The 23,634-nt window shown below is 63.9% G+C and carries 20 protein-coding genes; 6 read left to right on the top strand and 14 right to left on the bottom strand.

Annotated elements, in window-relative coordinates; all coding sequences use genetic code 11:
* Positions 1 to 175 precede the first annotated feature (175 nt).
* From X743_RS155190 to X743_RS155245, 12 genes are all read right to left on the bottom strand, one after another.
* Positions 176 to 640 carry an NfeD family protein gene (locus X743_RS155190; protein WP_023765810.1) on the bottom strand — a complete coding sequence of 155 codons (465 nt, stop codon included), beginning with the start codon at positions 638 to 640 and terminating at the stop codon, positions 176 to 178.
* A gap of 22 nt (positions 641 to 662) precedes the next feature.
* Positions 663 to 1,613: an SPFH domain-containing protein gene (locus tag X743_RS155195; RefSeq protein WP_013893138.1), complete on the bottom strand. Its 951-nt coding sequence runs from the start codon at positions 1,611 to 1,613 to the stop codon at positions 663 to 665.
* A 121-nt stretch (positions 1,614 to 1,734) separates the two neighbouring features.
* Positions 1,735 to 2,946 (bottom strand): FAD-binding oxidoreductase, encoded by a 1,212-nt coding sequence (locus tag X743_RS155200; RefSeq protein ID WP_023765809.1) that lies wholly within the window; start codon positions 2,944 to 2,946, stop codon positions 1,735 to 1,737.
* A gap of 53 nt (positions 2,947 to 2,999) precedes the next feature.
* The gene (gene hemH / locus X743_RS155205; RefSeq protein ID WP_023765808.1) at positions 3,000 to 4,064 is read right to left on the bottom strand and encodes a ferrochelatase; all 1,065 of its coding nucleotides are present in this window, start codon (positions 4,062 to 4,064) and stop codon (positions 3,000 to 3,002) included.
* Between the two features lie 136 nt (positions 4,065 to 4,200).
* On the bottom strand, positions 4,201 to 6,246 hold the full coding sequence (locus X743_RS155210; RefSeq protein ID WP_023765807.1) for a bifunctional UDP-sugar hydrolase/5'-nucleotidase: 2,046 nt from the start codon (positions 6,244 to 6,246) through the stop codon (positions 4,201 to 4,203).
* 226 nt (positions 6,247 to 6,472) lie between these two features.
* Positions 6,473 to 6,850 (bottom strand): hypothetical protein, encoded by a 378-nt coding sequence (locus tag X743_RS155215; RefSeq protein WP_023765806.1) that lies wholly within the window; start codon positions 6,848 to 6,850, stop codon positions 6,473 to 6,475.
* A 175-nt stretch (positions 6,851 to 7,025) separates the two neighbouring features.
* Positions 7,026 to 8,471 carry a homospermidine synthase gene (locus tag X743_RS155220; protein WP_023765805.1) on the bottom strand — a complete coding sequence of 482 codons (1,446 nt, stop codon included), beginning with the start codon at positions 8,469 to 8,471 and terminating at the stop codon, positions 7,026 to 7,028.
* 133 nt (positions 8,472 to 8,604) lie between these two features.
* The gene (locus X743_RS155225) at positions 8,605 to 9,537 is read right to left on the bottom strand and encodes a DUF3445 domain-containing protein (protein ID WP_023765804.1); all 933 of its coding nucleotides are present in this window, start codon (positions 9,535 to 9,537) and stop codon (positions 8,605 to 8,607) included.
* Positions 9,538 to 9,540: 3 nt separating this feature from the next.
* Complete coding sequence (locus tag X743_RS155230; RefSeq protein WP_031257727.1) at positions 9,541 to 10,203, bottom strand: aminotransferase class IV family protein; 663 nt, start codon at positions 10,201 to 10,203, stop codon at positions 9,541 to 9,543.
* Positions 10,152 to 11,294 carry an aminodeoxychorismate synthase component I gene (locus X743_RS155235; protein WP_023765802.1) on the bottom strand — a complete coding sequence of 381 codons (1,143 nt, stop codon included), beginning with the start codon at positions 11,292 to 11,294 and terminating at the stop codon, positions 10,152 to 10,154. The genes X743_RS155230 and X743_RS155235 overlap by 52 nt, the downstream gene beginning before the upstream one ends.
* 187 nt (positions 11,295 to 11,481) lie before the next feature.
* Positions 11,482 to 12,243 carry an NADH dehydrogenase gene (locus X743_RS155240; protein ID WP_023765801.1) on the bottom strand — a complete coding sequence of 254 codons (762 nt, stop codon included), beginning with the start codon at positions 12,241 to 12,243 and terminating at the stop codon, positions 11,482 to 11,484.
* A gap of 358 nt (positions 12,244 to 12,601) precedes the next feature.
* Positions 12,602 to 14,440, bottom strand: a complete 1,839-nt coding sequence (locus X743_RS155245) for a M3 family oligoendopeptidase (protein ID WP_023765800.1) — start codon at positions 14,438 to 14,440, stop codon at positions 12,602 to 12,604.
* A 171-nt stretch (positions 14,441 to 14,611) separates the two neighbouring features.
* Between X743_RS155245 and X743_RS155250 the strand changes: the two genes are divergently transcribed.
* The 3 genes from X743_RS155250 (at position 14,612) to X743_RS1000000172785 (ending at position 18,812) form a co-directional block, all read left to right on the top strand.
* A complete protein-coding gene (locus X743_RS155250; RefSeq protein WP_023765799.1) occupies positions 14,612 to 16,156 on the top strand; it encodes a sigma-54 dependent transcriptional regulator in 1,545 nt (514 codons plus the stop codon).
* Positions 16,157 to 16,566: 410 nt separating this feature from the next.
* Complete coding sequence (locus tag X743_RS155255) at positions 16,567 to 18,438, top strand: DUF882 domain-containing protein (RefSeq protein ID WP_245264214.1); 1,872 nt, start codon at positions 16,567 to 16,569, stop codon at positions 18,436 to 18,438.
* 197 nt (positions 18,439 to 18,635) lie between these two features.
* On the top strand, positions 18,636 to 18,812 hold the full coding sequence (locus tag X743_RS1000000172785; protein WP_023765797.1) for a hypothetical protein: 177 nt from the start codon (positions 18,636 to 18,638) through the stop codon (positions 18,810 to 18,812).
* Positions 18,813 to 18,976: 164 nt separating this feature from the next.
* On the opposite strand, the gene X743_RS155260 is transcribed toward X743_RS1000000172785, so the two are convergent.
* Positions 18,977 to 19,870: an AraC family transcriptional regulator gene (locus X743_RS155260; RefSeq protein ID WP_023765796.1), complete on the bottom strand. Its 894-nt coding sequence runs from the start codon at positions 19,868 to 19,870 to the stop codon at positions 18,977 to 18,979.
* A gap of 130 nt (positions 19,871 to 20,000) precedes the next feature.
* Between X743_RS155260 and X743_RS155265 the strand changes: the two genes are divergently transcribed.
* Positions 20,001 to 20,750: an SDR family oxidoreductase gene (locus X743_RS155265; protein ID WP_023765795.1), complete on the top strand. Its 750-nt coding sequence runs from the start codon at positions 20,001 to 20,003 to the stop codon at positions 20,748 to 20,750.
* A gap of 7 nt (positions 20,751 to 20,757) precedes the next feature.
* Here the strand turns inward: X743_RS155265 and X743_RS155270 are convergent, their stop codons facing one another.
* Positions 20,758 to 21,396 (bottom strand): 2-dehydro-3-deoxy-phosphogluconate aldolase, encoded by a 639-nt coding sequence (locus X743_RS155270; protein ID WP_023765794.1) that lies wholly within the window; start codon positions 21,394 to 21,396, stop codon positions 20,758 to 20,760.
* A 215-nt stretch (positions 21,397 to 21,611) separates the two neighbouring features.
* Between X743_RS155270 and X743_RS155275 the strand changes: the two genes are divergently transcribed.
* Positions 21,612 to 22,541 (top strand): rhodanese-related sulfurtransferase, encoded by a 930-nt coding sequence (locus tag X743_RS155275; protein ID WP_023765793.1) that lies wholly within the window; start codon positions 21,612 to 21,614, stop codon positions 22,539 to 22,541.
* A 116-nt stretch (positions 22,542 to 22,657) separates the two neighbouring features.
* Positions 22,658 to 23,398, top strand: coding sequence for a tellurite resistance TerB family protein (locus X743_RS155280; protein ID WP_023765792.1), 741 nt, complete (start codon positions 22,658 to 22,660; stop codon positions 23,396 to 23,398).
* Positions 23,399 to 23,634 lie beyond the last annotated feature (236 nt).

The following is a 23,634-nucleotide window of genomic DNA, read 5'->3' as shown; positions in this document are numbered from 1 at the left end:
TGCGCTTCCGGCCTTCGCCGACCGAAGCACGCATGAGTGGCTGCGGCAATTAAGGCTACGGCCGGCATAGGCCGGTGCTCATGGACCCAAATGTCCGCTCCGCTCCAGTTCTCGAAAGCCATCGTTTTCGACGCGGCCTGACCTGAATCTCAATACCTTAGCGCAGTCTGAAGATTCAGACCCGCTCCACCGTGAGTTCCAGGTCGGTATCCGCCGCACTCGTGACACGGACCTGCGTGCCGGCCGGCAGATCCGGGCCAGAGACGCGCCACAGCGTATCGCCGAGCTTGATGCGGCCACGGCCGTCCCTGATCGGCTCGGCAAGCGTCGCCATCTTGCCGACCATCTGGGCGCCGCGCCGGTTGAGCAGCGGCTGGTCCGTCGGATCATGGCGCCCGCCGACCAGTTTCTTGCCGACATAGGCAGAGACCAGCGAAAGCGCGAGGAAAGCGAGTACCTGGACCTGCCAGGTCCACATGGCCACATCCCAGATCAGCAGCGACAGCGCGCCGATGATGAGCGCCGCGATGCCGATCCACAGCATGAAGATGCCCGGCGCGATGATTTCCATCACCAGCAGGACGAAGCCCAGGACCATCCAGCTCCACGGGCCGAGTTCGGAAATGACACGGTCGATCATGGTCTACTCCCAACCGCAGACATCAATTGTCGCTTGGCTTGACGACGGGCGGGCGTGAAACCTGCCGCTGCGTGCCGGCCGGGCCGTCGCCCTTGAACACTTCCCTGGCGATCTCGCCGATGCCGCCGAGCGAACCGATCAGCGACGACGCCTCGAAAGGCATCAGCACGATCTTGCTGTTGGTGGCCGAGCCGATCTTGCCCAGTGCCTCGGTGTATTTCTGGGCGACGAAGTAGTTCAGCGCCTGCACGTCGCCCTTGGAAATCGCCTCCGACACCACCTGGGTGGCGCGGGCTTCCGCTTCGGCCGAGCGTTCTCGCGCCTCGGCGTCGCGGAAGGCGGCTTCCTTGCGGCCCTCGGCTTCGAGGATCTGCGACTGCTTGAGGCCTTCGGCGGCGAGAATCTGCGCCCGCTTGTTGCGCTCGGCGGTCATCTGGCGGCCCATCGATTCGATCAGGTTGGCCGGCGGGTTGATGTCCTTGATCTCGACGCGGGTGATCTTGATGCCCCACGGATGCGCGGCCTCGTCGACGACGCGCAGCAAGCGCTCGTTGATGGCGTCGCGGTTGGACAACAGTTCGTCGAGATCCATCGAACCCATGACGGTGCGGATGTTGGTCATCGTCAGGTTGAGGATGGCGTTCTGCAGGCCGGCAACCTGATAGGCCGCCTGTGCCGCGTTGAGGATCTGGAAGAAGGCGATGCCGTCGACACCGACGATGGCATTGTCGCGGGTGATGATCTCCTGGCTCGGAACGTCGAGCACCTGCTCCATCATGTTCATCTTGGCGCCGATACGGTCGACGAACGGCGTGATGATGTTGAGGCCTGGGCTCAGTGTCCTTGTATAACGGCCGAAACGTTCGACCGTATAGTTGTAGCCTTGCGGAATTGTCTTGATGCCTTTGAACAGCACCAGCACGACAAGCGCGACCAGCACTACGACCGCAATATCGAAACCACTGAAATCCATTTGGCTCTCCCTCAGAAGCAAGTCGCGCGAGCCATTCCCGCGCAGCCAGCTTCAGCAAAGACTTAAGTGTGTTTCAGCAACGTTACAATCAGGTGATGAGGGATTGTTTGTGGGTCTGCAGCTAGCGGTTGAAGGCAAACAGGCCTGCATCCGTGTCGTCGAAGCCGCCGATCGAGGCTGAGACGATCTCCGAGGCAATCCGCGAGAAGGTGATGCCGTTGCCGCCGTAACCCATCACGGCATGGATGCGCGGGTGTCTCGGAATGGCGCCGATATAGGGCAGGCCGGTGGTCGTGGTGCCGAAGGAACCGGTCCAGGCAAATTCAGGCCTGACGTCGAGACGTGGAAACAGCCGGCTAAGTTTTGCGGCGATGCGCGCGCTCTTGTCGGCGATCAGTTCGTCGCGGCGTGCCTCGTCGATGAAGTCCTCGTCCTCGCCGCCGCAGATGACCCTGCCGTCGGCTGTCGCCCTGGCGTAGAGATAGGGCTCTGATGCTTCCCAGATGAAAGCTGCCTGCGGCCAGAGCTTTCGCGGCTGCGGGCGTGTCGCTATAGCCCAGGTCGAGATGATCCGGTGAGCGGCCGCCGGCACGATGTCGACCAGTTCATAGCCGGTGGCCAGAACAACATGCCGCGCCGTGATCGTCGGGCCACCCTTGGTCGCCACGACCACCGCGTCGGCACTGTCCTCGATCCTCGTTGCCTCGACGGGGGCGTGGAAACATGCCTTGCGCTCCAACGCCTTCAACAGCAGCCCGGCGGTCAGCTTGCGCGGGTCGAGCGCGATATTGCCGTGGCTGAGGATGGCGCCGTCACGGGCGATGCCGTAGCGCTCGACCAGCTGCTGCGGAGTGAGATAGGTTGCGGCGATACCCGCTTGCCGGCGGGCTTCGGTTTCGTCCCGCAGTTCCGAAGCGCTGAGCATGGTGCCGGCCAGATAGAGCGATTGGGTACGGCTCAGGCGGCAGTCTATGGCCAGATCCTCGATACGACCGGCCAGACTGGAAATGGCGAGCCGCGAGCGTCTCCAGGCCTGCTGCGCTTTGGACTCGCCGATCATCTTGATCAACACTGAAAGCGGCTGGTCGAGTTCGAATTCGACCAGTGCCGTGGTCGCGGCGGTCGAGCCTTTCACCGGTCCGCGCCGGTCGATGCAGATCACGGAATGGCCGTCCGCCGTCAGTACTTCGGCCATCATGGCGCCGCTGATGCCCATGCCGACGATCAGCACATCGACCTTGGCGTCACGGGTCAGCGCGGTCGTCGGCACCGCGGGCGCCCGATAGGCGGACCAGACGGGCCGGCCAGTTCTGAGGTCGAGTTGGCGGGGCATCGAACGCTCCGGAAGGTGCGCCTCAACGCCCCGGAGTGGCCGTTGTTCCGGCGTCAGGCCCAGCCGGAGAGTTCGCGCCGCACCAGCGCCTCGATCACCGCCATGCCCTCGGCGCTGTCGTTGAGACAAGGGATGTGGGCGAAGTTCTTGCCGCCGGCATGATGGAAGGTTTCGGCGGCCTCGCGGCCAATCTCGTCCAGCGTCTCGATGCAGTCGACGGAAAAGCCGGGATTGACGATGGCGATCGACTTCACACCGTCCTTGCCCAGTTTCTCCACCGTCTTGTCGGTATAGGGCTGCAGCCATTCCTGCGCGCCGAAGCGCGACTGGAAGGTGATGATCAGTTTCTTGTCATCCCAGCCGAGCCGTTCGCGCAGCAGGCGTGTCGTCTTCTGGCAGTGGCAATGATAGGGATCGCCCTTCTCGAAATAGGGCTTCGGGATGCCGTGATAGGAGGTGATGACAACCTCGGGTTCGAAATCGAGCGTCGCCAGATGCTGTTCGATCGAACGCGCCAGCGCCTCGATGTAGACCGGCTCGTCATAGTAGGACGGCACGCTGCGCACCGCAGGCGCGCGACGCATCTTCATCAAAGCGCGAAACAGCTGGTCATTGGCGGTCGCGGTGGTGGTCGCCGAATATTGCGGGTAGAGCGGGAATGAAAGAATGCGGTCGCAGCCTTGCGCGACCAGCCTCTCGACGACGCTTGCCGTCGACGGATTTCCGTACCGCATTGCCCAATCGACCACGACATTGGGCAGGTCGCGCAATGCCTCGGCCAGTTTCTCGCTCTGAGCGCGCGTATAGGTGCGTAGCGGCGACTCGTTCTTCTCCCGGTTCCAGATCCTGGCGTAGTTGGCGCCCGACTTCTTCGGCCGCATGGTGAGCACCAGGCCATAGAGGATCGGATACCAGACCGCCTTGTTGAGCTCGATGACACGCGGATCGGACAGGAATTCCCTGAGATAGCGCCACATCGGCTTGAAATCGGTACCGTCCGGCGTGCCGAGATTGATCAGTACGACGCCCACCTTGCCCGCCTTGACCGGCAGGTGGCCGGCAGGCAGGGGGCCGATGGCTTTCGCGGCTTTGGCATCGACGGAGGTGGAACGCGACATAAGGGTTCTCCAGGAGACGCGAACCTAACCATCTTGCGCGCGCTTTCAATGCAGCGTCTGGCCGCACCTTAGCCTGAAAACACAAAACCCGCCCGGTTTCCCAGGCAGGCTTGGTGCTGGAAGAGGTAAAGTGAGGCTACTTCGCTGGAATGGTCAGCGATGCGCCGGGCATAAGCCGGTGCGGCCTCTGAGCCTTGTTGGCATCATAGATGAGCTTCCACTTGGTCGCGTCGCCATAGGCCTTCTTTGCCAGGTCCCAGTAGGTATCGCCGGCAACGATCACATGGTTGCCCGTAGCCGGCGCGGCCTCGGCGGGTTTTGCCGGCTCGGCGGGCGCGGGGGCTGCCGGGGCAGATGCTGCCGGTGCAGGAGCCGTCTCGGCCGGCTTTGCCGGCTCGGCAGGTGCAGCCTCTGTCGACATGGCCGGCGGCTTGTTGGCGATATCGCCGGAGTTGGCGGGCAGTTCAGGCATTGCCGGTGCCGCGTCCGCGGGCTTCGCCGGTTCGGCCGGCTTGGCGGCTTCGGCCGGCGCTGGCTTCGCCGGTTCGGCGGGCTTTGCCGCCGCGACCGTCGCGGCAATCTCGGTGATGCGGCCGTCGAGCTTGGGCGTGTAGGGCCGATGCGCGCCGAGATAGTCGGCAACCACCTGTTCGAGGCCGGGGCCGTAGTCGTAGGCCTTCTTGGCCTTTTCGGCGAAGACCTTGTAGCCGTCGCCACCCTGGCGGACATAATTGTTGGTGGCGACCAGATAGTCCTTGTCGGGATTGATCGGCGCCCAGGCGCCGTTCTCCATCACTTCGACCGACTTGACCCGGCCGGCATTGGGCGCGACCGACTTGTCGAAGGAATATTTCAGGCCGGCGACCTGCGGGAAGCGGCCGGCGCCGTCCTCGATCTGGCTGAGGCCGCTTTCGAGGCCGGCGACCAGGTCCTTGCCGGAGATCTGGAAGGTCGCCAGCGTGTTCTGGAACGGCAGCACCGTCAGCACCTCACCCATGGTGACGGTGCCCTTGTCGATCGAGGCACGCAGGCCGCCGCCATTGGAGATGACGATCTCGACGCCCTGTCCCTTGACGCGGTCGAGGATGGCGTCGGAAACGAGGTTGCCCATCGCGCATTCATGGACGCGGCAGCTCTCACGGCTGCCGTCGATGACGTCGGTGGTCTCGGCGACTTCCTTGTTCTTCAAGGCTTCGATCGGCGCGCCAAGCTCCTTGATGCGGGCGAGCACGGCAGGATCAGGCGTGATCGACTTGTCGAGAGAGATCGGATCGCCGCTCGCCGATTTGACGACACCATTGTCGTCGAACACGACCTTGAACTCGCCGAGATATTTCGAATAGGACGCCGCCTGCACGACCGGCACCTTGTAGCCGTCGGGATTGTCGGCCATCGTCGGATAGGGGCCTGCCGCCTTCGGATCGGTATTCGACAAAAGCGTATGGCTGTGGCCGCCGACGACCACGTCGATGCCCGGGATCTTGGCGATGACGTCGCGCTCCCGGTTGTAGCCGATATGGGTCACGGCGATGATCTTGTTGACGCCTTGCGCCTTGAGCTTCTCGACCTCAGCGGTGATCGACTTGACGTCGTCCGCGATGGCGATGTTGGGGCCGGGGGAGGCGAGTTCGGGCGTGTCGTTGGTGACGGCACCGACAATGCCGATCTTCTGGCCGCCGACCTCCACGACGATCGACGGCTTGATCTTGCCCGCCGCGCCGGACTTGTCGTTGGGCACGACATTGGCACTGACGACCGGAAACTTCGCCTTGTCGAGATAAGGCACCAGCGCGCTCTCGCCGTCGTCGAATTCGTGGTTGCCGAGCGTCACAGCGTCGGGTTTTATCTGATTGAGGAATTCCTCTTCCACGGCGCCCTTGTAGGTGGTGTAGAACAGCGATCCTTGGAAGCTGTCACCTGCATTGAGCAGCAGTACGTTCTGGCCTTCGAGCTTCTTGCGTTCCTGGGCGATCGCGGTGACCAGCCGGCCGGCGCCGCCGATGCATTCGCCCTTGGTCTCCTCATCGGCCGAACAGGTCGATTCGTATTTGTTGTTGCCTTCGATGCGGCTGTGCCAATCGTTGAAATGCAAAATGTTCAGTGTGTAGTCGGCAAAGGATGCGCCGGCCGACAGGCCGAGCGTCGATACGGAAAGGGCGGCAATGGCGGCAAGCTTCTTCATCTTCGTCTCCCGGCAGGCTGATCAGAGGCGTTTAACACCCTTGCTTGACTGGGACATAACAGCCAGCATTTTGACCATGTTCCCATCGCGTTTCGGCAGACGCAAGCGGAAATGCCGGCTGTATTTTCCGGCGAAAACCCCGGGGTGTTTTCTGGCGCAAAAAAAGGGACCGCGGCCTGTTGACCGCCGTCCCTCGTGAGGCGCTATGAGGCGAACCCCTGCTCGTTCAGGTGCGTCGCGTCAGCACGAAGTTCTGGCCGGACGAACTGGTGCAGTTCAGCTGGCTGGTCGACACCAGCAGGCAGTTGAAGCTGACACCGGTCTGGCGGATCAGCGATGTGCCGTTGATCTGCACCGACGTGGCGCCGGTCATCGTGTAGCTGCCATCCGCCAGCTTCTGGCCGGTGTCGGTGGCCACCGTCGCGAATTTCCCGGCGGTGAAGGTCGACAGGCCGGTGCCCTTGGCGTCGATCCAGGAGCCTTCGACGCCTTTCGGCGAGGCTGCCATCGGCGGCTCGCCGGGACCGCTGGTGGCACAGGCAGCAAGCATCGAGGCCACAGCACCCGCCATGCCCATCGAAAGAAATTTGCGCGCAATAGTCATATGAAATCCTCTCCAAACGCATCGGCCCAAAAATCGGCTTCGATTTTGGAAAGCACGATGCGAACGCCCAAAGTGCTAGAGTGTGCCTTGTGCGCCCAACGGGACGCACAAGGCTGTCTAGGCCGCATCCCTTCAATCGCCCGATTTCCGGGCGATTGCAAGGTAATGGGGCATGCTATCGGACGAGGATGTTGCGGAATTGCCACGGGTCCCTGCGGTCGAGGTCCTCCGGGAACAGGCCCGGGCGCCTGTCGAGCGGTGTCCAGTCGGTGTAGTAACCCTTGACCGGCCCGAGATAGGGCAACTGCACGTCGAGGCAGCGCCTGTAGTCCATTTCGTCGGCCTCGACGATGCCGGCGTCCGGATTTTCCAGAGCCCAGACCATGCCGGCGAGGACCGCCGAGGTGACCTGCATGCCGGTGGCGTTCTGATAAGGCGCCAGCTTGCGCGCCTCGGCCAGCGAAAGCTGCGAGCCATACCAGTAGGCGTTCTTGTCATGGCCGTAGAGCAGGACGCCGAGCTCGTCGACGCCGTCGACCAGTTCGTTCTCGTCGAGCACGTGGTGCACCGGCTGCGGCTTGCCGGCGGCGCCGAACATCTCGTCCAGCGACAGCATCGCATCGTTGCAGGGATGATAGGCATAGTGGCAGGTCGGGCGGTACTGGACCTTGCCCTTCTTGGAACGCACCGTGAAGAAATCGGCGATCGAGATCGCCTCGTTGTGCGTCACCAGCAGGCCGTACTGGGCGCCCGGCGTCGGGCACCACGAGCGCACGCGCGTGTTGGCGCCCGGCTGCTCCAGATAGATCGCGGCCTTGGAGCCATGCTTGTGCTTCTTGCCGTTCTTCGGCATCCATTTTTCGTGCGTGCCCCAGCCAAGTTCGGCCGGCTGCAAGCCTTCGGAGATGAAGCCCTCGACCGACCAGGTGTTCCAGAACACATCCATCGGCTTCGGCTTCTTGGTGCGCTGCGTGTCGCGCTCGGCGATGTGGATGCCCTTGACGCCGGCCTTCTTCATCAGCTTGGCCCAGCCTTCGCGATCTTCCTGCGCGGGCTCCGAGAATTCCAGGCCAAGATCGGTGGCGAGATTGACCAGCGCCTGCTTGACGAACCACGAGACCATGCCGGGATTGGCACCGCATGTGGAGACCGCCGTGGCGCCGCCGGGCCTGTCGTGCTTTTCCTTGATCAGGGCTTCGCGCAGCGCATAGTTGGTGCGGCTGGCATTGTCGGCCTTGGCGTCGAAATAGAACCCGAGCCAGGGCTCGACGACAGTGTCGATGTAGAGCACGCCGAGCTTGCGGCAGAGCCGCATCAGGTCGACCGAGCCGGTATCGACCGACAGGTTGACGCAAAAGCCCTGGCCGCCGCCATTGGTCAGCAGCGGGGTCAGGAGCTTCTTGTAATTCTTCTCGGTCACCGCTTCCTGGACGAAGGCGATGCCGCGCTCGTCGAGCAGCTTGCGGTCGGTGTCGCGCGGGTCGAGGACCGTCATGCGCGACTTGTCGAACTTGAAATGGCGCTCGATCAGCGGCAGCGTTCCCCGTCCGATCGAGCCAAAGCCGATCATCACCACAGGGCCGGTGATCTCACCGTAAACGGGCCAGTTTTCAGTCGCCATTTTATCGAGCACTCCTTCAAGCATGTACAAAAGCCGGGCAAACACGTGCAAAACCAGGGGGCATTCTCGCCCACCGGCCATGCGCTACATCACAGATCATTGTCATAAACCAGCGAAAAGCGCCAACCCGGGACTACCCGTCCTTGGCCATGTGGTTAAGGACGGCGACCAGCCGGTCGCGGTCCGGTGTCAGGCCCTTGTAGTCGAGCTGAGCAAGGTCGAGCGCATCGAGTTGGGCGGCGAAGGACAGCGCCAGCGTCGCCCTGTTCGGATGCCGTGCCAGCACGGCGAGCGGGTCGAGATGGATGCGGATGGTGAACAGGATATCGCCCGACGCGGGAAGCTTGCGCAGCGTCTGCCGTTCGACGCGGATGAAGGCGTGCGCCTTGACGTCACCGTCAGGGAAGCGTGTCGGCCGGTTGGTGGCACGGTCGATGCGCTCGACATTGGACAGCGGATGGTAGAGCGCATTGTCGGCCTGGATCGACCAGTTGAAGCGCTCGACCGCCTGGCCCTGCAGGCCGTCGAACATGCGGTTGATCAGTTCTGCCGGCCGCGTGCCCGGACCGAAGCCCGGCACGGGCTCGTGAATCTGCTGCAGCGGCTTGCCGAATTTTTCGAGCAGCGACCAGGACGAAGGAAAGCACAGCGAGCCGGCTGCGAGCCGCCAGCCACTGTCGTCGCGGCGCATCAGGATCAGGTCTTCCTGGACCAGCAGCGATGCCGCGACCAGCGGTGCGTCTGCGAGACCCGAAGGGAGCGCAGGGTGGTTCGCGGCGTCCATCACCTCGATGCCCATATCGGTGCGGCGATGGGTGCGCGGAAATCTCCCGGGCAAATACGCGCCGAGCAATTCGAGCACTTCCTGCTGCGCGTCCCGCGTGCCGTGCTCCTCCTCGACGAAAACCCGCTCCGGGATTTCGGCATAGAGCCGGCGCTTCTCGGCGAGGTAAGGCAGAAGATGGCCGTCGACCTCGATCCAATCCGCCGGATCGAGCGGCTTCAGCCCGATGGTGAAGAGTTTCGACGAGCCGTCATAGGGCGTATGGGTGGGCAAGGAGGTCATGGTTCAGATCAATTTTGCCGGGATCAGTCCGCGCAGCGAATTGCCGACGAACAACGCCTTGGCGGATTTCAACTCGTCCAAGCTGTAGATCGCTTCCCGGGCGCGGCCTTCGTCCAGAAGCTCGGCGCGCAGTACGCCAGGCAGCAAGCCGCAGTCGAGTCGGGGCGTTGCCAGCACGCCATCACCGAAATCGGCGAAGACATTGGTGATCGTGCCTTCGCAGATTTCGCCACGCTCATTGGCCAGGAGCACTTCGTCGGCCTGGGTGGCGAGATATTCGGAGCGGGCATGCGTGTAGAGCTGTCGACGGCTGGTCTTGTGGCGCAGCAGCATATTGCCTGAATCGAGCTTTGTCCGCGCCAACCGCAGCACCCAGACCTTGTCGGCGGCGAGCGCTTCATAAGGCTGCGCGGAGGCGCTCGCCTCGCCACGGCGCGACAGAGCGAGCCGCGTGCGCATGGCGATGGGGGAGCCGCCGACCGCGCTGCTCAGGGCCTCGCCGATCCTGTCCGGATCATGGCTGAAGCTCAGTTCCGCCGCCGAGCCATAGAGGCGCGCAAGGTGGCGATCGAAGCGCAGGAAACCGCTGTCCGGCTCCCAGCGCATGGTCTCGATCAGCTCGAAATCGGTGGCGTTCCCGTCGCGAAGCGGGCCTTGAGCAGGCACTCCTGATACTCCTCTTGCGCCGTCGAATCGAAGACGATGCCGCCACCGACATTGTAGACGGCCTCGCCGCTGGAAAAGAGCGATATGGTGCGGATCGCCACCGAAAAGCGCATGGTGCCGCCGGGGGCGATCCAGCCGATGGCGCCGCAATAGACGTCGCGGGGCGTGCTTTCCAGATCGTGCAGGATTTCCATGGCGCGGATCTTCGGCGCGCCGGTGATCGACCCGCAGGGAAACAGCGCCGCGAAGATCTGGCGGATCGAGAGCCCGGGCAGCAGTTTCGCCCTGACGTCGCTCACCATCTGGTGAACGGTCGGATAGCTCTCGATGCGGAAGAGCGCCGGCACGTCCAGCGTGCCGACCTCGCTGATCAGCGAGATGTCGTTGCGCAGGAGGTCGACGATCATCCGGTTCTCGGCTTGGTTCTTCTCGTCGTTGCGCAGGAAGTTTTTCTGCCGTTCGTCCTCGGCTTTGGTCGCGCCGCGCGGTGCGGTGCCCTTCATCGGATGCGTCTCGATCATACCGCCGGCGTCGATCTCGAAGAACAGTTCGGGCGAGCGCGACAGCACTACGGGGTCACCGAGCGCGACCAGTGCGCCATACTTCACCGGTTGGCGTTCGGTCAGCGCATCGAAGGCGGCAAGCGGGTCGCCCGACCATTGCGCCCGCACCGGAAAGGTCAGATTGCCCTGGTAGCAATCACCTTGCCTGATGTGCTGGTGCAGCCGTGCGAAGCGCTTCTCGTAATCCTCGAACGACCATGCCGCCATTGCATCGAAGATCGGGCCGTTGGTCGGCGCGGCGCGCTGAGGCACCGCTTCTTCGACCGGGGCATCGAAAACGCCGAGGCAGACCAGCGGCGCTCGGCGTCCGCTTGGCAGCAAGGGAACCAGCTTCGGCTCGAGCAGGTAACCCGCTTCGTAGGAGAAATAGCCGGCCAGCCACTTGCCGGCATCGTGCGCGGCCTGCGCGGCCTCCAGCGCCGGCCGGAAGTCCTTTTCCGCATGCGCCACGATGATATCGGCCGGCCGGTCGAAAACGAGCTGGCGCGCGCTTTCGTCGTTGCGGAAAATGGCGGCGGGCAGGGACATGGGACTCGGGTGCTGCGGTCAATGAAGCCGTTGACCGCTCTATATGGGGGGCCGTTCGCACGCAATCGAGGGAACGGCACGCTGCCACTCAAAGCCGACCTCTGCCGGGCCGATCTCTGCTGGCTCTGTCCGCTCAAAACAAACCGGCGGCGTCTTGGCGCCGCCGGTTAATCGCAGTGTCTATCGGTCAGGAGTTGCTGGCGGTTCCGGCTGTCGGGAACTGCTTGGCGAATTCCTTTTCGTTGCCGGCGGCGAGCAGCTTGGCCTGCTCGATCCAGCGTTCGCGCGCGATGCGGCCGTCGAAGTTCATCACGTCCTCGATACGCTTGATGTCGGCGGCGGTCCAGGCGGCGATCTGGGCGAAGGAAGTCACGCCTTGCGCCTTGAGGAGTTTCTCGTTGACCGGGCCGATACCGATCAGCCGGCGCAGATTGTCGGGTTTGCCGGAGGCGGCCTTGGCCGCCGGCGGCGCGGCCTTCTTCGCTGCTGAGGCCTTGGGAGCGGCCGCGCTCTTGGTTGCCGAGCCGGCGGCCGCGGATTTGCTCGCAGCGGGTTTGGCTGGTGCCTTGGCCGCCGCCGGCTTTGCCGCGGCCGGTTTGGCTGGCGCGGCCTTGGCCGCTGCAGCCTTGGCCGCTGCCGGAGCTGATTTGGCCGTGGCCGGCGTCGACATCAGGGCGGCCGACGGTTGACTTGCGGCCTTTGCCGCGCCGGCTCCGGCGGAAGCCTGCGCGTCACGCAGCTGGCGCTCGAGATCCGAGCGGGTCTTGCCGCAGGCATTCAATTCACCCGTCAGGCGGTCGCTGTCGGCACGCAGCCTGTCGCGCTCGCTGCGGGTGCGGTCGAGATCGCCGCGCAAGCTGTCGAGCTCACCACGCAGACGTCCCCAGATGAACCAGCCAACCAACACACCCACAAGGAACGCCAGGAGCATGTAGAAAAAAGTGCCCATTGTCTCTCTCCAGTCAGATCCGTCTGCCGCGGTATGGATTCATGACCTTCGGCGAAGGACTACTTGATGGTGATTCCGCGGCGCGGAACAGCCGGCTTCGGTCGAGCTGTCGGCGATCGGCTTGCTGCCATGCCAACGGCCGTTGTCGCGTTCGCCGGAGCGCTACGGTCGGCCGAGATTTTTCCTCGCCGATCCGCGTGCGCTCCGGCTGAGCTTGGAGCAAAGGCTACCATAGGGCTTGCGGAAAGCTATCGGAAAACTTGCCGCCGAGAGTTGTTGAAGAACAAATATTTAGCGCAGGAATGGTGCTGCCCCAACATGCACTTCGGCTAAACTGTTCTCCTCTGCGAGAGAGGCCTCAACCGTCCAGCGCTTCCAGTTCGTCGATGAGACCGCCGATCACGCCGAGCCCGATCTGCCAGAACGCCGGATCGGTGGCGTCGAGACCAAAGGGGGCCAGAAGCTCGGAGTGATGCTTGGTGCCGCCGGCGCGCAGCATCTCGAAATACTTGTCCTGGAAGCCGCGCTCGGCGTTCTGGTAGACCGCATAGAGCGAGTTCACCAGGCAGTCGCCGAAAGCATAAGCGTAGACGTAGAAGGGCGAATGGATGAAGTGCGGGATGTAAGTCCAGAACACTTCATAACCCTCGCGCAATTTGATCGCGGGTCCCAGGCTTTCCGCCTGCACCTCGAGCCAGAACTGGCCGAGCCGGTCGGATGTCAGTTCGCCGTTGCGGCGCTCGGCATGCACCTTGCGCTCGAATTCGTAGAAGGCGATCTGGCGCACCACCGTGTTGATCATGTCCTCGACCTTCTGGGCGAGCATGGCCTTGCGCTCGCGCCTGTCGGTGGTCTGCTCGAGCAACGAGCGGAAGGTCAGCATCTCGCCGAAGACGGAGGCCGTCTCGGCCAGCGTCAGCGGTGTCGAGGCCATCAGCGCGCCTTGGCCGGCGGCCAGCACCTGGTGCACGCCGTGACCAAGTTCATGCGCCAGCGTCATCACGTCGCGCGGCTTGCCCATGTAGTTGAGCAGCACATAGGGGTGAGCCGACGGCACGGTCGGGTGGGCGAAGGCGCCGGGCGACTTGCCCGGGCGCACCGGGGCATCGATCCAGTTGCGGTCGAAGAAAGTGCGTGCGATCTCGGCCATCTGCGGCGAGAAGCGCTGATAGGCCGACAGCACGGTGTTCCTGGCCTCGTCCCAGCCGATCACCGCTTGCGGCGTCTCCGGCAGCGGCGCGTTGCGGTCCCAGTGGTTCATCACCTCCATGCCAAGCCACCGCGCCTTCATCTGGTAATAGCGGTGCGACAGGCGCGGATAGGCCTCGCGCACGGCGGTGGCGAGCGCATCGACCACGCTGCGCTCGACCCGGTTGGCGAGGTGGCGTGAATCGGCGATGTCCTCGAAGCCGCGCCAGCGGTCCGAGATTTCCTTGTCCTTGGCCAGCGTGTTGGTGATCAGGGTGAAGGTGCGCAAATTCTTGCGGAAAGTCGCGGCCAGCGCCTCGGAGGCCCGGCGCCGGACTTCACCATCAGCATCCTGCAGGCGGTTGAGCGCCGGCTCCAGCGTCAGTTCCTCGCCATCGACGTCGAAGCGAAGGTCGGTCATCGTTTCGTCGAACAAGCGGTTCCAGGCGCCGCGCCCGGTGATCGACTTCTCATGGAAAAGCTGCTCGACGCGGTCCTCGAGCTGATAGGGCTTGTCCATCCTGAGGTCGAGCACCCATGGCCGGTAGTGGCCGAAAGCGGGGTCGCCGGCCAGCGCGCCTTCGATCGCCGCGTCGTCGATCAGGTTTAGTTCGAGCGCGAAGAACAGAAGATGCGCGCTGGCGTCAGTCATCTTCTCCTGGATGTCGCCATAGAGCTTGGCGCGCGCCGGGTCGGCTGTGTTGCCGGCATAGATCAAGCCGGCATACGAGACGATGCGGCCGATCAGTTCCTCCAGCGCCTCATAGGCCACCAGCGCCTCGCCCAGCCTGCCGGCGCTGCCGCGCTCGGCTTCGGCCGCCAGCGTGCCCTTCCAGCGGGCCTCGAAGGCGATCGCATCGGCAGCGGCCCTGGCGATGTCACGCTTCAGCTCCGGCGCGTCCATGCCAGGGTAAAGGTCGGCAAGGTTCCATTCCGGCAGATCGCCAAGCCCGGCCGCGCCCTGACCGGACGCTGGCGCCGCAAGCCGCCGACCAAACATCATGCGCATCGACAATACCTTCTGTGATCAACGAGTCAGAATCTGGGGTCAGAATCAAAGGGAATGGAGAAGCCGGTCAAATCCTAAGGAATTCGTTCACCGGGTTTTTTGAAACCTTATTTAGAACCCTGTGCCAAGATGATCCATGGGGATTTCGGGCGCGGGCAACTCAAGACAGTCATGACAGGTTCCATACTCATAGTCGATGACGATCCCGTGCAGCGCCGGCTGCTCGAGGCTGCGGTGACGCGGTTCGGCCATACGGCAATCGTCGCCGACGGCGGTGCCGCGGGTCTCGAAGTGCTCGACGGGCCCGGCGCTCGCGACGTCTCCGTCGTCATCCTCGACCTGGTCATGCCCGGCCTCGACGGCATCGGTGTGCTGAAGGCGATGCGCGAGCGTGACATCAGCGTGCCGGTCATCGTGCAGACCGCCCAAGGCGGCATCGAAACCGTGGTTTCGGCGATGCGCCATGGCGCGTTCGATTTCGTCGTGAAGCCGGCTTCGCCCGACAGGCTGCAGGCCGCGATTGCCAATGCGCTCAAGGTCGAGGCGGTCGAGGGCGAGGTCAAGCGCACGTCGCGCAAGCGCGGCGGACTGCTGACCTTCAAGGACATGATCACGCACAGTCCGGCCATGGACAGGGTGATCCGCCTTGGCCAGAAAGCGGCGGCGTCCAATATCCCGATCCTGATCGAAGGCGAATCCGGCGTCGGCAAGGAACTGGTGGCACGCGCCATCCAGGGCAGCGGCGACCGCCGTTCGAAACCCTTGGTCACCGTCAATTGCGGCGCCATTCCCGACAATCTGGTCGAATCGATCCTGTTCGGCCACGAGAAGGGCTCGTTCACCGGCGCCACCGACAAGCACACCGGCAAGTTCGTCGAAGCGCATTCGGGTACGCTGTTCCTCGACGAGATCGGCGACCTGCCGCTCGACGTGCAGGTCAAGCTGCTGCGTGCCGTGCAGGACGGCGAGGTCGATCCGGTCGGCGGCCGCGCCACCGTCAGGGTCGACATCAGGCTGATCTCGGCCACGCACCGCAACCTCCTGCAGCAGGTCAAGGACGGAAAGTTCCGTGAGGATCTGTTCTATCGGCTGAACGTCTATCCGATCTTCGTGCCGCCGCTGCGCGACCGCCGCGACGACATCCCACACCTGGTCACGCATTTCATGGAGAAGGTGGCGCCTGCCGACCCGCGCCATCGCCTGACGGGCATTTCGGCGGCGGCGCTTGCCGTGCTGCAGGCCTATGACTGGCCGGGCAACATCAGGCAATTGGAGAACGCGGTCTTCCGCGCCTCAGTGCTGTGCGAAGGCGACGTGCTGACGGTCGATGATTTCCCGCAGATCCGGGCGCAGGTGGAAGGCACCGTCAACCTCGAAACCGATGGCGATAACGAAGCAGACGCTCTCGCGCCGCCACCGCTGGAGCCCCGCGATGAGGATGTCGTGCCCGGCGATGCCGTTCCGGCAAGTGGGCACGACCAAGCTGTCAGGACCCAGCCTCGCTTCGGCACTGTGAGGGCGCTCGACGAACGCGGCAATGTGCGGGCGTTGGCCGATGTCGAACTCGAGATGATCAAGCTCGCCATCGATCACTACAACGGCCAGATGAGCGAAGTCGCCCGCCGCCTCGGCATCGGCCGCTCGACCCTTTACCGCAAGCTCAAGGAATACGGCATCGACCCGGAAACCGGGCGTATCGACCGCCTCGCCTCCTGAGCGGCGCAAGGCCGGGACCAGCTTGCCCTGTCATGGTGCAGTCCTTGCACCGTCCCGGCCGGATTATGACGGACTGAGAGCGGTGCCCGACAGGTGGCGATCACGCATTAAGGCTAATGGTAACAGATCGTGTTTCGGCCAAGGGCGGAAACGTGATCTAAACCAGCGGTTTACCAAGAAACCCTGCGAACAATTTTTGACGGGATATCGCCATGGTGTTACCGCATTTCGGCTTCAATAAGCGATGATTAACCATTAGGATCGATATTCGGATGTGAAAACGACACATCCGTTTGGGCAAATCCGGGGACAAACGGCAGCCTGCAAGGCCTTTTGATTTGAACAGAATCGAACGACTCACAAACGGGCGGCATCATCATTTGCGCGTCTGGCCAAGATGGCTGGCAGCGGTGATTGTCGCATTTGGTTTTGTTGCCGCGGCCGCCACGGGCGCCCAGGCCGAAGTTCGTTCGCTGAAGCTCTATCACCTCCACACCCACGAGAAGGCCGAGATCGTCTACAAGCGCAATGGCCGCTACATTCCCGAGGGTCTGAGGAAGATCAACATCATCCTGCGCGACTGGCGGCGCAACGAGCCGACCAAAATGGATCCGCGCCTGCTGGACCTGGTCTGGGAGGCGTATCGGGAAAGCGGCGCCACCGACTATATCCAGGTCGTCTGCGGCTACCGCTCGCCGGCGACCAACTCGATGCTGCGCAGCCGCAGCCGGGGCGTCGCCGAGAAGAGCCAGCACATGCTTGGCAAAGCGATGGACTTCTACATTCCCGGCGTGCCGCTGAAGAAGCTGCGCAACATCGGCCTCAAGATGCAGGGCGGTGGCGTTGGCTATTACCCTACCTCCGGTTCGCCGTTCGTCCACATGGATGTCGGCAATGTACGCCATTGGCCCGGCATCAGCCGCCAGGAACTGGTCAGCCTGTTCCCCAATGGCAAGACACTGCATGTGCCGAGCGACGGCCGGCCGCTGCCGGGCTATGAGCAGGCGCTCGCCTCCTACAAGGCGCGCAGCGGCTCCGGCACACCCAACATCGAACTGGCCAGCGCCGGCGGCAGCGGCAAGAAGTCCGGCGGGTTCCTCTCCGCATTCTTTGGCGGCGGCGACGATGAAGCCGACGACAGCGCCGATGTCGAAACCGCTTCGGCCGCACCCGCGCCCAAGCCGAGAAACGTGAAGCCGCTGGCCACTGCCAAGAGCAGCAACCTGCCGGGCATCGCCATCGTCGCGCCCGAGAATGCGCAGCGCGCCGAAATTCCGCAGGTCGCCGACGAGCAGGCTCCGGAGCCGCAGACGGACACGCCGGAGACGATCATCGCGGCGCTGCCTGCCAAGGAGATCCCGCTGCCCGACTTCGCGCCGCGGCCGAAGGCTGATGTCGGCGTGCAGCAGCCTGAGAATGTTCCGTTCGCCACGGCGGATGCCACGGCCACCACCGAACAGGCCGTGGCGACCGCGCAGGCGCCGGCGGACATGCCTTTCGGCAAGGCCGACCCCGCGGCAATGGCGGCTGCCGCCGCCGCCGATCCGGCGCAGGTTGCCGTCAACAACATCCCATTGCCGACCTGGCGTCCCGAACACTCGTTGCCGGCCGATCTTGCACCGCCGCCCAGCAAGGATGTGTTGATGGCGCTGGCCGAGACAGCTGATCAAGACAAGTCCGCCACGGATGCGTTCTCGGTGCTGCCGACGGCGCGTCCGGCACCGGCCAAGCCGGATGCCGTCAAGGCCGTGCTCGACGAAGCCAATGCCCAACTCGCCAATGCCCAGATCGCCAATGCCCAGATTGCCAATGCACAGGTTGCCAATGCACAGGTCGGCGGCGGTGACGAATACCAGCTTGCCTCGCTGTCCCAGGAACCGCGCTCGGCCTTCAACGATCCGTCCGCCGTCGATGCGGCATCGCCTCGCCAGGCTGTTGCCGCCCGTCCGGCCGGTTCCGATCCGGCAGCCGCGATCGGCGCCGGCGTGAAGACGACCCGCAAGGAAGCCAGGGCCACCGCCCGCGACCAGAAGCCCGGCCCCAAGGCCGTGGTGGTTGCAGCCGCGCCTCAGGCCGCCCGCTGGGCGCTGACCAGCGGCGAGACCGTCGCCGCCGTTTCGAGTGCGACGACCGCACCGGGCTACGCCTACAATATCGTGCATACGCCGCCGAGCGAGGTCTATACTGCCGGCTTCCAGTCGGGCGACCCAGTGGCCGACCCCAATCGCTTCACCGGCAACGCCGTCAAGTTCATGTCGGTCGCCCGCTTCCAGACGAAGTAACCGACCAGCCAATCGCAAAAGCCGCGCCGGGCAGCCCGCGCGGCTTTTTGCTCTTCAATATTACCCATTCGATGCTTGAAAGGCTCGCCGGTCATCACCGTCGGGAGCCAGATCACGCGAGACTGAACTTCTCGTGAGATCGGAACGATGAACCCATTTCCAGGTCACTATCTGCGCGTGCCAACCTGGGGATATTCATGAAGAAGATTCTACTGGCATCAGTTCTGGCACTGGCGGCGTCGTCGGCTGCGATTGCTCCCTCGCAAGCCGAAACCGTGATCATCAAGAACGGCAAGCATCACTGCAGGACCAAGGTGGTCAAGCATTGGGTTCACCACCACAGGGTGGTCGACAAGGTCAGGGTCTGCAATTGATCCAGGACCGATAGGATCCGGTGAATTGGCCCGGTCGGCGGGAGTCGGCCGGGCTTTTCATATGCCGGCTGACGCGGCTCTTGCACTGGTTCCGAGTTGACCTGTCTGGAAGTCACCGCGAGCTTTCGTCCCCCCAAAACCGTGGTCACTTCTGGGCGGCGGCATCAGTCGACTTCCAGCGTAGCTGCTTCGCCCTTGGCCAGAAGCCGCGCTGCGTCACGCGACGGCGGCAGTCCGAAATGGCGCGCATATTCCCGGCTGAACTGGGATGCGCTTTCATAGCCGACGGCAAAGGCGACGCGCGTGGCGTTGCCCGACTCAGCGATCAGCAGATGACGCGCCTCCAGCAGACGGACCTGCTTCTGATACTGGATCGGGCTCATGGCGGTTGCCGCCTTGAAGTGGCGGTGAAACGAGGCGTTGCTCATATGCGCGAGTTCGGCCAATTCCGTCACGTCGATAGGCTCGTTGTAGTGCGATCGTATCCAGGCGATGGCGCGGCGGATCTGTGACAAGCGGCCGTCAGCGCGCGCGAGCTGGCGAAGCTTCGCGCCTTGCGGACCCTGCAACAGGCGGAATGCGATCTCGCGTTCGAGCATGGGCGCGAGCACGGGAATCTCTGCTGGCCGGTCGAGCAGCCGCAGCATGCGGCGCCATGCATCGAGCAGTTCGTCATCGGCCCGGTCGGTCACGAAGCTGTCGCCGTCGAGCGCCGGCTTGTGGTCGATGATCAAAGTGGCGATCAACTCGATGTCGAGGGCGAAGGCGACGGCCACGTAGGGACGGGCGCTGCTCGCCTCGACGAGCTGGCTGGTGGCGGGCGTTTCCACCGGATAGACGAAATAGCTGCCGGCGCCGTAGCGAAGCGTGCGGTCGCCGATCAGCACCGTTTTGGTCCCCTGCAGCACGAACAGCGCCGTCGGTTGGCAAAGCTCGGGCAGCGGCGGGGTCGCAACCTCGCTGCGGCCGATGGAAACACGCGGGATGGCTGTCTTTGTGCGCCGCCCATGCGCATGGCGGCCGGCGATCGCGATCAATTCCTGCAGAGTTTCTTCCATGTCTTCAGCATTGCCGATCCATGCGAGCCGCGCAACCGGTTGAGAGGATTAGGCAAGAGGACGCGAGTATCCGGCGCGCGAAACCGGTCGACGCAGGTCATTTCTAGGTCACCAAGAAGGAGACACGGACATGACGACGAACGTGAATGCGCTGGTCACCGGCGCCAACAAGGGCATCGGGTTTGAAACCGCTCGCCGGCTGGCGGCCATGGGGTTCAAGGTCTGGCTCGGCGCTCGCGATGCAGAGCGCGGGGAGACCGCGGCAAAGATGTTGCGCAACGAAGGGCTCGGCGTTGAATGGCTCGAACTCGACGTCGCCAGCGACGACAGCGTAACGGCCGCGGCCAAAACCTTGACGGCGCGGATATCCAGCCTTGATGCACTGGTCAACAATGCCGGCATTGCCCCCGGCTATGTCGACGCGCTGGGGCCGGACGGCCGCTACGAACGGCCGCCGAGCCGCGAGAGTGTCGCCGACATGAAGGCCACCTATGACGTCAACGTCTTCGGTCCGGTTCGCGTCATCCAGGCATTCCTGCCGCTCCTCCTGGCATCGCCCGCCGCCCGCATCGTCATGGTCAGCAGCTATCTCGGCTCGATCGCGCGCGCCGCTGATAACAGCCAGTCGCCCAATGTCATGGGCTATGGCAGCTCGAAAACAGCGCTCAATGCCATCACCGTGGCCTTCGCCCGAGAGCTTTCGCCGCGCGGCATCATGGTCAACGCCGCCGCTCCCGGCTACACCGCGACGGACCTCAATGCGCACAACGGCGGCCGCACGGTGCAGCAGGCTGCCGGAATCATCGTGCAGCTGGCGACGCTGAAGGCCGGCAGCCCCACCGGCGGCTATTTCGATGAGAATGGTCCGTTGCCCTGGTGAGCGATGGCTACTTCCGAAGCTGGCTCGCGGCGCGTGCGAGGGCTTCGATCTCGTCCCATTTGCCGGCCTTGACCATGTCGTCGGGCGCGACCCAGGAACCGCCGACGCAGATCACGTTCGGCAGGCTGAGGTAGTCGGCCGCGTTCTTGCCGGTGATGCCGCCGGTCGGGCAGAATTTGACATCGGCCAGCGGCGAGGCGAAGGCCTTCAAGGAGGCGATGCCGCCCGACTGCTCGGCGGGGAAGAACTTCAGGAAGCGCAGGCCGGCCTCGCGCGCGGCCATGATCTCGCCGGGCGTGATGGCGCCGGGCAGCAGCGGAACCTCGCTGTCGGCGGCCGCCGCCAGAAGCTCGCGGGTGATGCCGGGGCTGACGATGAAGCGCGAACCGGCGCTGGCTGCCTCGTCGAACTGCCCGCTGTCCAGAATGGTGCCGGCGCCGACAATGGCTTCCTCGACTTCGGCGGCGACCCGCCGGATCGCTTCCAGCGCATCGGCGGTTCTGAGCGTGATCTCGATCGCCGGCAAGCCGCCACGCGCCAGTGCACGGGCCAGCGGCACCGCGCTGGCGACATCGGTGATCTTCAACACCGGAATGACCGGCTGGCCGTTCAGAAGCGACAGGAGTTTTTCGGTCTTGCTGGGCATCTGTCTCTCCATGTAAAAGGCTATTTCAACCGATTAGCAGACGGGTGTTTGTCTGTCCACGAACCTGGTCGCGTCGCGATGTCACGCGCCATCGGACAGCTTACCGTCTCTTCCCCGACAGGGCCATGACAGGCAAGCGAAACAAGCCATCGAAACAGGCCGCCGAACCCGTTTTGCCTTGAATCGGCTTTTACGAGCGTCTAGTTGCTCTGGCAATGACACTGTCCGCGCCATCCCAACCCGTCCGCGTCGCCGCGCTCTACCGGTTTGCCCGGCTCGACGCCTTCGAAGCGTTGCGCGCGCCGCTTGCCGCCTTTTGTTGCGGACGCGGCATCAAGGGTACGCTGCTCCTGGCGCATGAAGGCATCAATGGCACCGTCGCGGGCAGCGAAGCTGCGATCGCCGAACTCATCGACCATATCGAGGCCGTCGAGGGCTTGGCGGGCCTGGAGGTCAAATACAGCGAAGCTGCGGAAATGCCGTTCCACCGCATGAAGGTGCGGCTGAAGCGCGAGATCGTCACCATGGGCGTCGGGGACATCGACCCGGCGACAAGTGCGGGCACCTATATCGCGCCGGCCGACTGGAACGCCCTGATTTCGCAACCCGACACGATCGTCATCGACACGCGCAACGCCTATGAGGTGTCGATCGGCACGTTCAAGGGGGCGATCGACCCAGCGACCGCGAGCTTTCGCGAGTTTCCGGCCTGGGTGGAAGCGCACCGGGCGGAGCTCGAAGGCCGCAAGGTGGCGATGTTCTGCACCGGCGGCATCCGTTGCGAGAAAGCGACCGCCTATGTCAGGTCGCTTGGCTTCGAGGATGTGTTCCACCTCAAGGGCGGCATCCTCAGATATCTCGAGGAGGTTCCGGCCGAACAAAGCCTGTGGCAGGGCGAGTGCTTCGTCTTCGACGAGCGCGTTTCGGTGTCGCATGGCCTGGCCGAGGGGGACGCCGAACTCTGCCGCGCCTGCCGCCATCCGCTGACGGAAAGCGAGCGGTCGTCGCCGAAATTTGCCGCTGGTATCTCTTGCCCGCATTGCTTCGATGCCCGCTCGGAGGAAGACCGCAAGCGCTACGCCGAGCGCCAGCGCCAGGTCGAACTCGCGCAAGCGCGGGGCAAGGGTCCGCATATCGGCTCCTGATCCCGGCATCTAGCCGCTGCCAAGCGGCTGCCTGTCATTGCAATGCCAGGCTTCGGAACCTACGTCTTCGACGTTCGAAACCTGCCCGTTCAGCCGGGCAAATCCTGGAGGCATTGATGTTCGATCCCAAGAAGCTTCTCGACGATCTGCTCGGCTCGCAAATTCCCGGCACCACCGGCACCGTCCGCGACAAGGCGGGCCAGGCCGTGCAGATGGCCAAGGACAATCCGCTGGCGGCCGGCGCGCTTGCGGCGGTGCTGCTTGGAACCGGCGCCGGTCGCCAGGTGACAGGCACGGCGGTGAAGCTCGGTGGATTGGCTGCCATTGGCGGTCTCGCCTACAAGGCCTATCAGAACTACAAGGCCGGCAATGCACCGGAGCAGGCGCCCGCCGCCGGCGAACCGGAATTGCTGCCGCCGCCCAAGGATACTGCCTTCCACCCGTCGCAGGCGCCACAGGGCGAGGATGAGTTCACGCTGACGCTGGTTCGCGCGATGATCTCGGCGGCCAAGGCCGACGGCCATGTCGACGAGGAGGAACGCAAGAAGATCGCCGGCAAGCTCAACCTTTCGGGGATCGGCTCCGATGCGGAGAAATTCCTGATGGCGGAGTTGGAAAGCCCGCTCGATCTCGACACGCTGGTGGCGGGTGCCAAGACCGACGCGCAGAAGCTCGAGCTCTACACCGCGTCGCGCCTGACCATAGACCCGGACACGCGCACCGAGCGCGGCTATCTCGACCTGCTCGCCGGCCGGCTTGGCCTGCCGGACGCATTGGTCGACCATGTCGAGGCGACGGTTTCGGCTGCCAAGGTGCCAGCCGCCAAAGCGGGCACTTCGCCCAATCCGCGTTGGTAGCCCATATCGGCACAGGCGCGCTTAACCTACGTTTACCCTCGGTTAACTCAGAAAGCGCATGATTCTACGCAGTCGGATCGGCTTTCCTCCTCCCAAGTCCGGTTCAGATCAGGGCGGTCGCCAATGACCGCCCTTTTTGTCGGCCCGGATGAGGCCGCTTCCGCACATCGGATTCCACTTTTCGGGAATGTGAGCTGGCCGCTCCGCTTGCCATCGCTGCCGTCATTTGCGATGCC

The organism is Mesorhizobium sp. LNHC232B00 (assembly GCF_000502435.1).
Classification (GTDB): Bacteria; Pseudomonadota; Alphaproteobacteria; order Rhizobiales; family Rhizobiaceae; genus Mesorhizobium; species Mesorhizobium opportunistum.
This window is presented reverse-complemented; position numbering and strand designations above follow the sequence as displayed.

Excerpts from the sequence above, each read along its gene's own strand:
- X743_RS155200 (WP_023765809.1), bottom strand. The coding sequence starts at position 2,946 with ATGCCCCGCCAACTCGACCTCAGAACTGGCCGGCCCGTCTGGTCCGCC.
- X743_RS155250 (WP_023765799.1), top strand. The coding sequence starts at position 14,612 with ATGACAGGTTCCATACTCATAGTCGATGACGATCCCGTGCAGCGCCGG.
- X743_RS155225 (WP_023765804.1), bottom strand. The coding sequence starts at position 9,537 with ATGACCTCCTTGCCCACCCATACGCCCTATGACGGCTCGTCGAAACTC.
- hemH (WP_023765808.1), bottom strand. The coding sequence starts at position 4,064 with ATGTCGCGTTCCACCTCCGTCGATGCCAAAGCCGCGAAAGCCATCGGC.
- X743_RS155240 (WP_023765801.1), bottom strand. The coding sequence starts at position 12,243 with ATGGGCACTTTTTTCTACATGCTCCTGGCGTTCCTTGTGGGTGTGTTG.
- X743_RS155210 (WP_023765807.1), bottom strand. The coding sequence starts at position 6,246 with ATGAAGAAGCTTGCCGCCATTGCCGCCCTTTCCGTATCGACGCTCGGC.
- X743_RS155275 (WP_023765793.1), top strand. The coding sequence starts at position 21,612 with ATGACACTGTCCGCGCCATCCCAACCCGTCCGCGTCGCCGCGCTCTAC.
- X743_RS155190 (WP_023765810.1), bottom strand. The coding sequence starts at position 640 with ATGATCGACCGTGTCATTTCCGAACTCGGCCCGTGGAGCTGGATGGTC.
- X743_RS155220 (WP_023765805.1), bottom strand. The coding sequence starts at position 8,471 with ATGGCGACTGAAAACTGGCCCGTTTACGGTGAGATCACCGGCCCTGTG.
- X743_RS155280 (WP_023765792.1), top strand. The coding sequence starts at position 22,658 with ATGTTCGATCCCAAGAAGCTTCTCGACGATCTGCTCGGCTCGCAAATT.
- X743_RS155235 (WP_023765802.1), bottom strand. The coding sequence starts at position 11,294 with ATGTCCCTGCCCGCCGCCATTTTCCGCAACGACGAAAGCGCGCGCCAG.
- X743_RS155260 (WP_023765796.1), bottom strand. The coding sequence starts at position 19,870 with ATGGAAGAAACTCTGCAGGAATTGATCGCGATCGCCGGCCGCCATGCG.
- X743_RS155245 (WP_023765800.1), bottom strand. The coding sequence starts at position 14,440 with ATGCGCATGATGTTTGGTCGGCGGCTTGCGGCGCCAGCGTCCGGTCAG.
- X743_RS1000000172785 (WP_023765797.1), top strand. The coding sequence starts at position 18,636 with ATGAAGAAGATTCTACTGGCATCAGTTCTGGCACTGGCGGCGTCGTCG.
- X743_RS155215 (WP_023765806.1), bottom strand. The coding sequence starts at position 6,850 with ATGACTATTGCGCGCAAATTTCTTTCGATGGGCATGGCGGGTGCTGTG.
- X743_RS155270 (WP_023765794.1), bottom strand. The coding sequence starts at position 21,396 with ATGCCCAGCAAGACCGAAAAACTCCTGTCGCTTCTGAACGGCCAGCCG.
- X743_RS155195 (WP_013893138.1), bottom strand. The coding sequence starts at position 1,613 with ATGGATTTCAGTGGTTTCGATATTGCGGTCGTAGTGCTGGTCGCGCTT.
- X743_RS155265 (WP_023765795.1), top strand. The coding sequence starts at position 20,001 with ATGACGACGAACGTGAATGCGCTGGTCACCGGCGCCAACAAGGGCATC.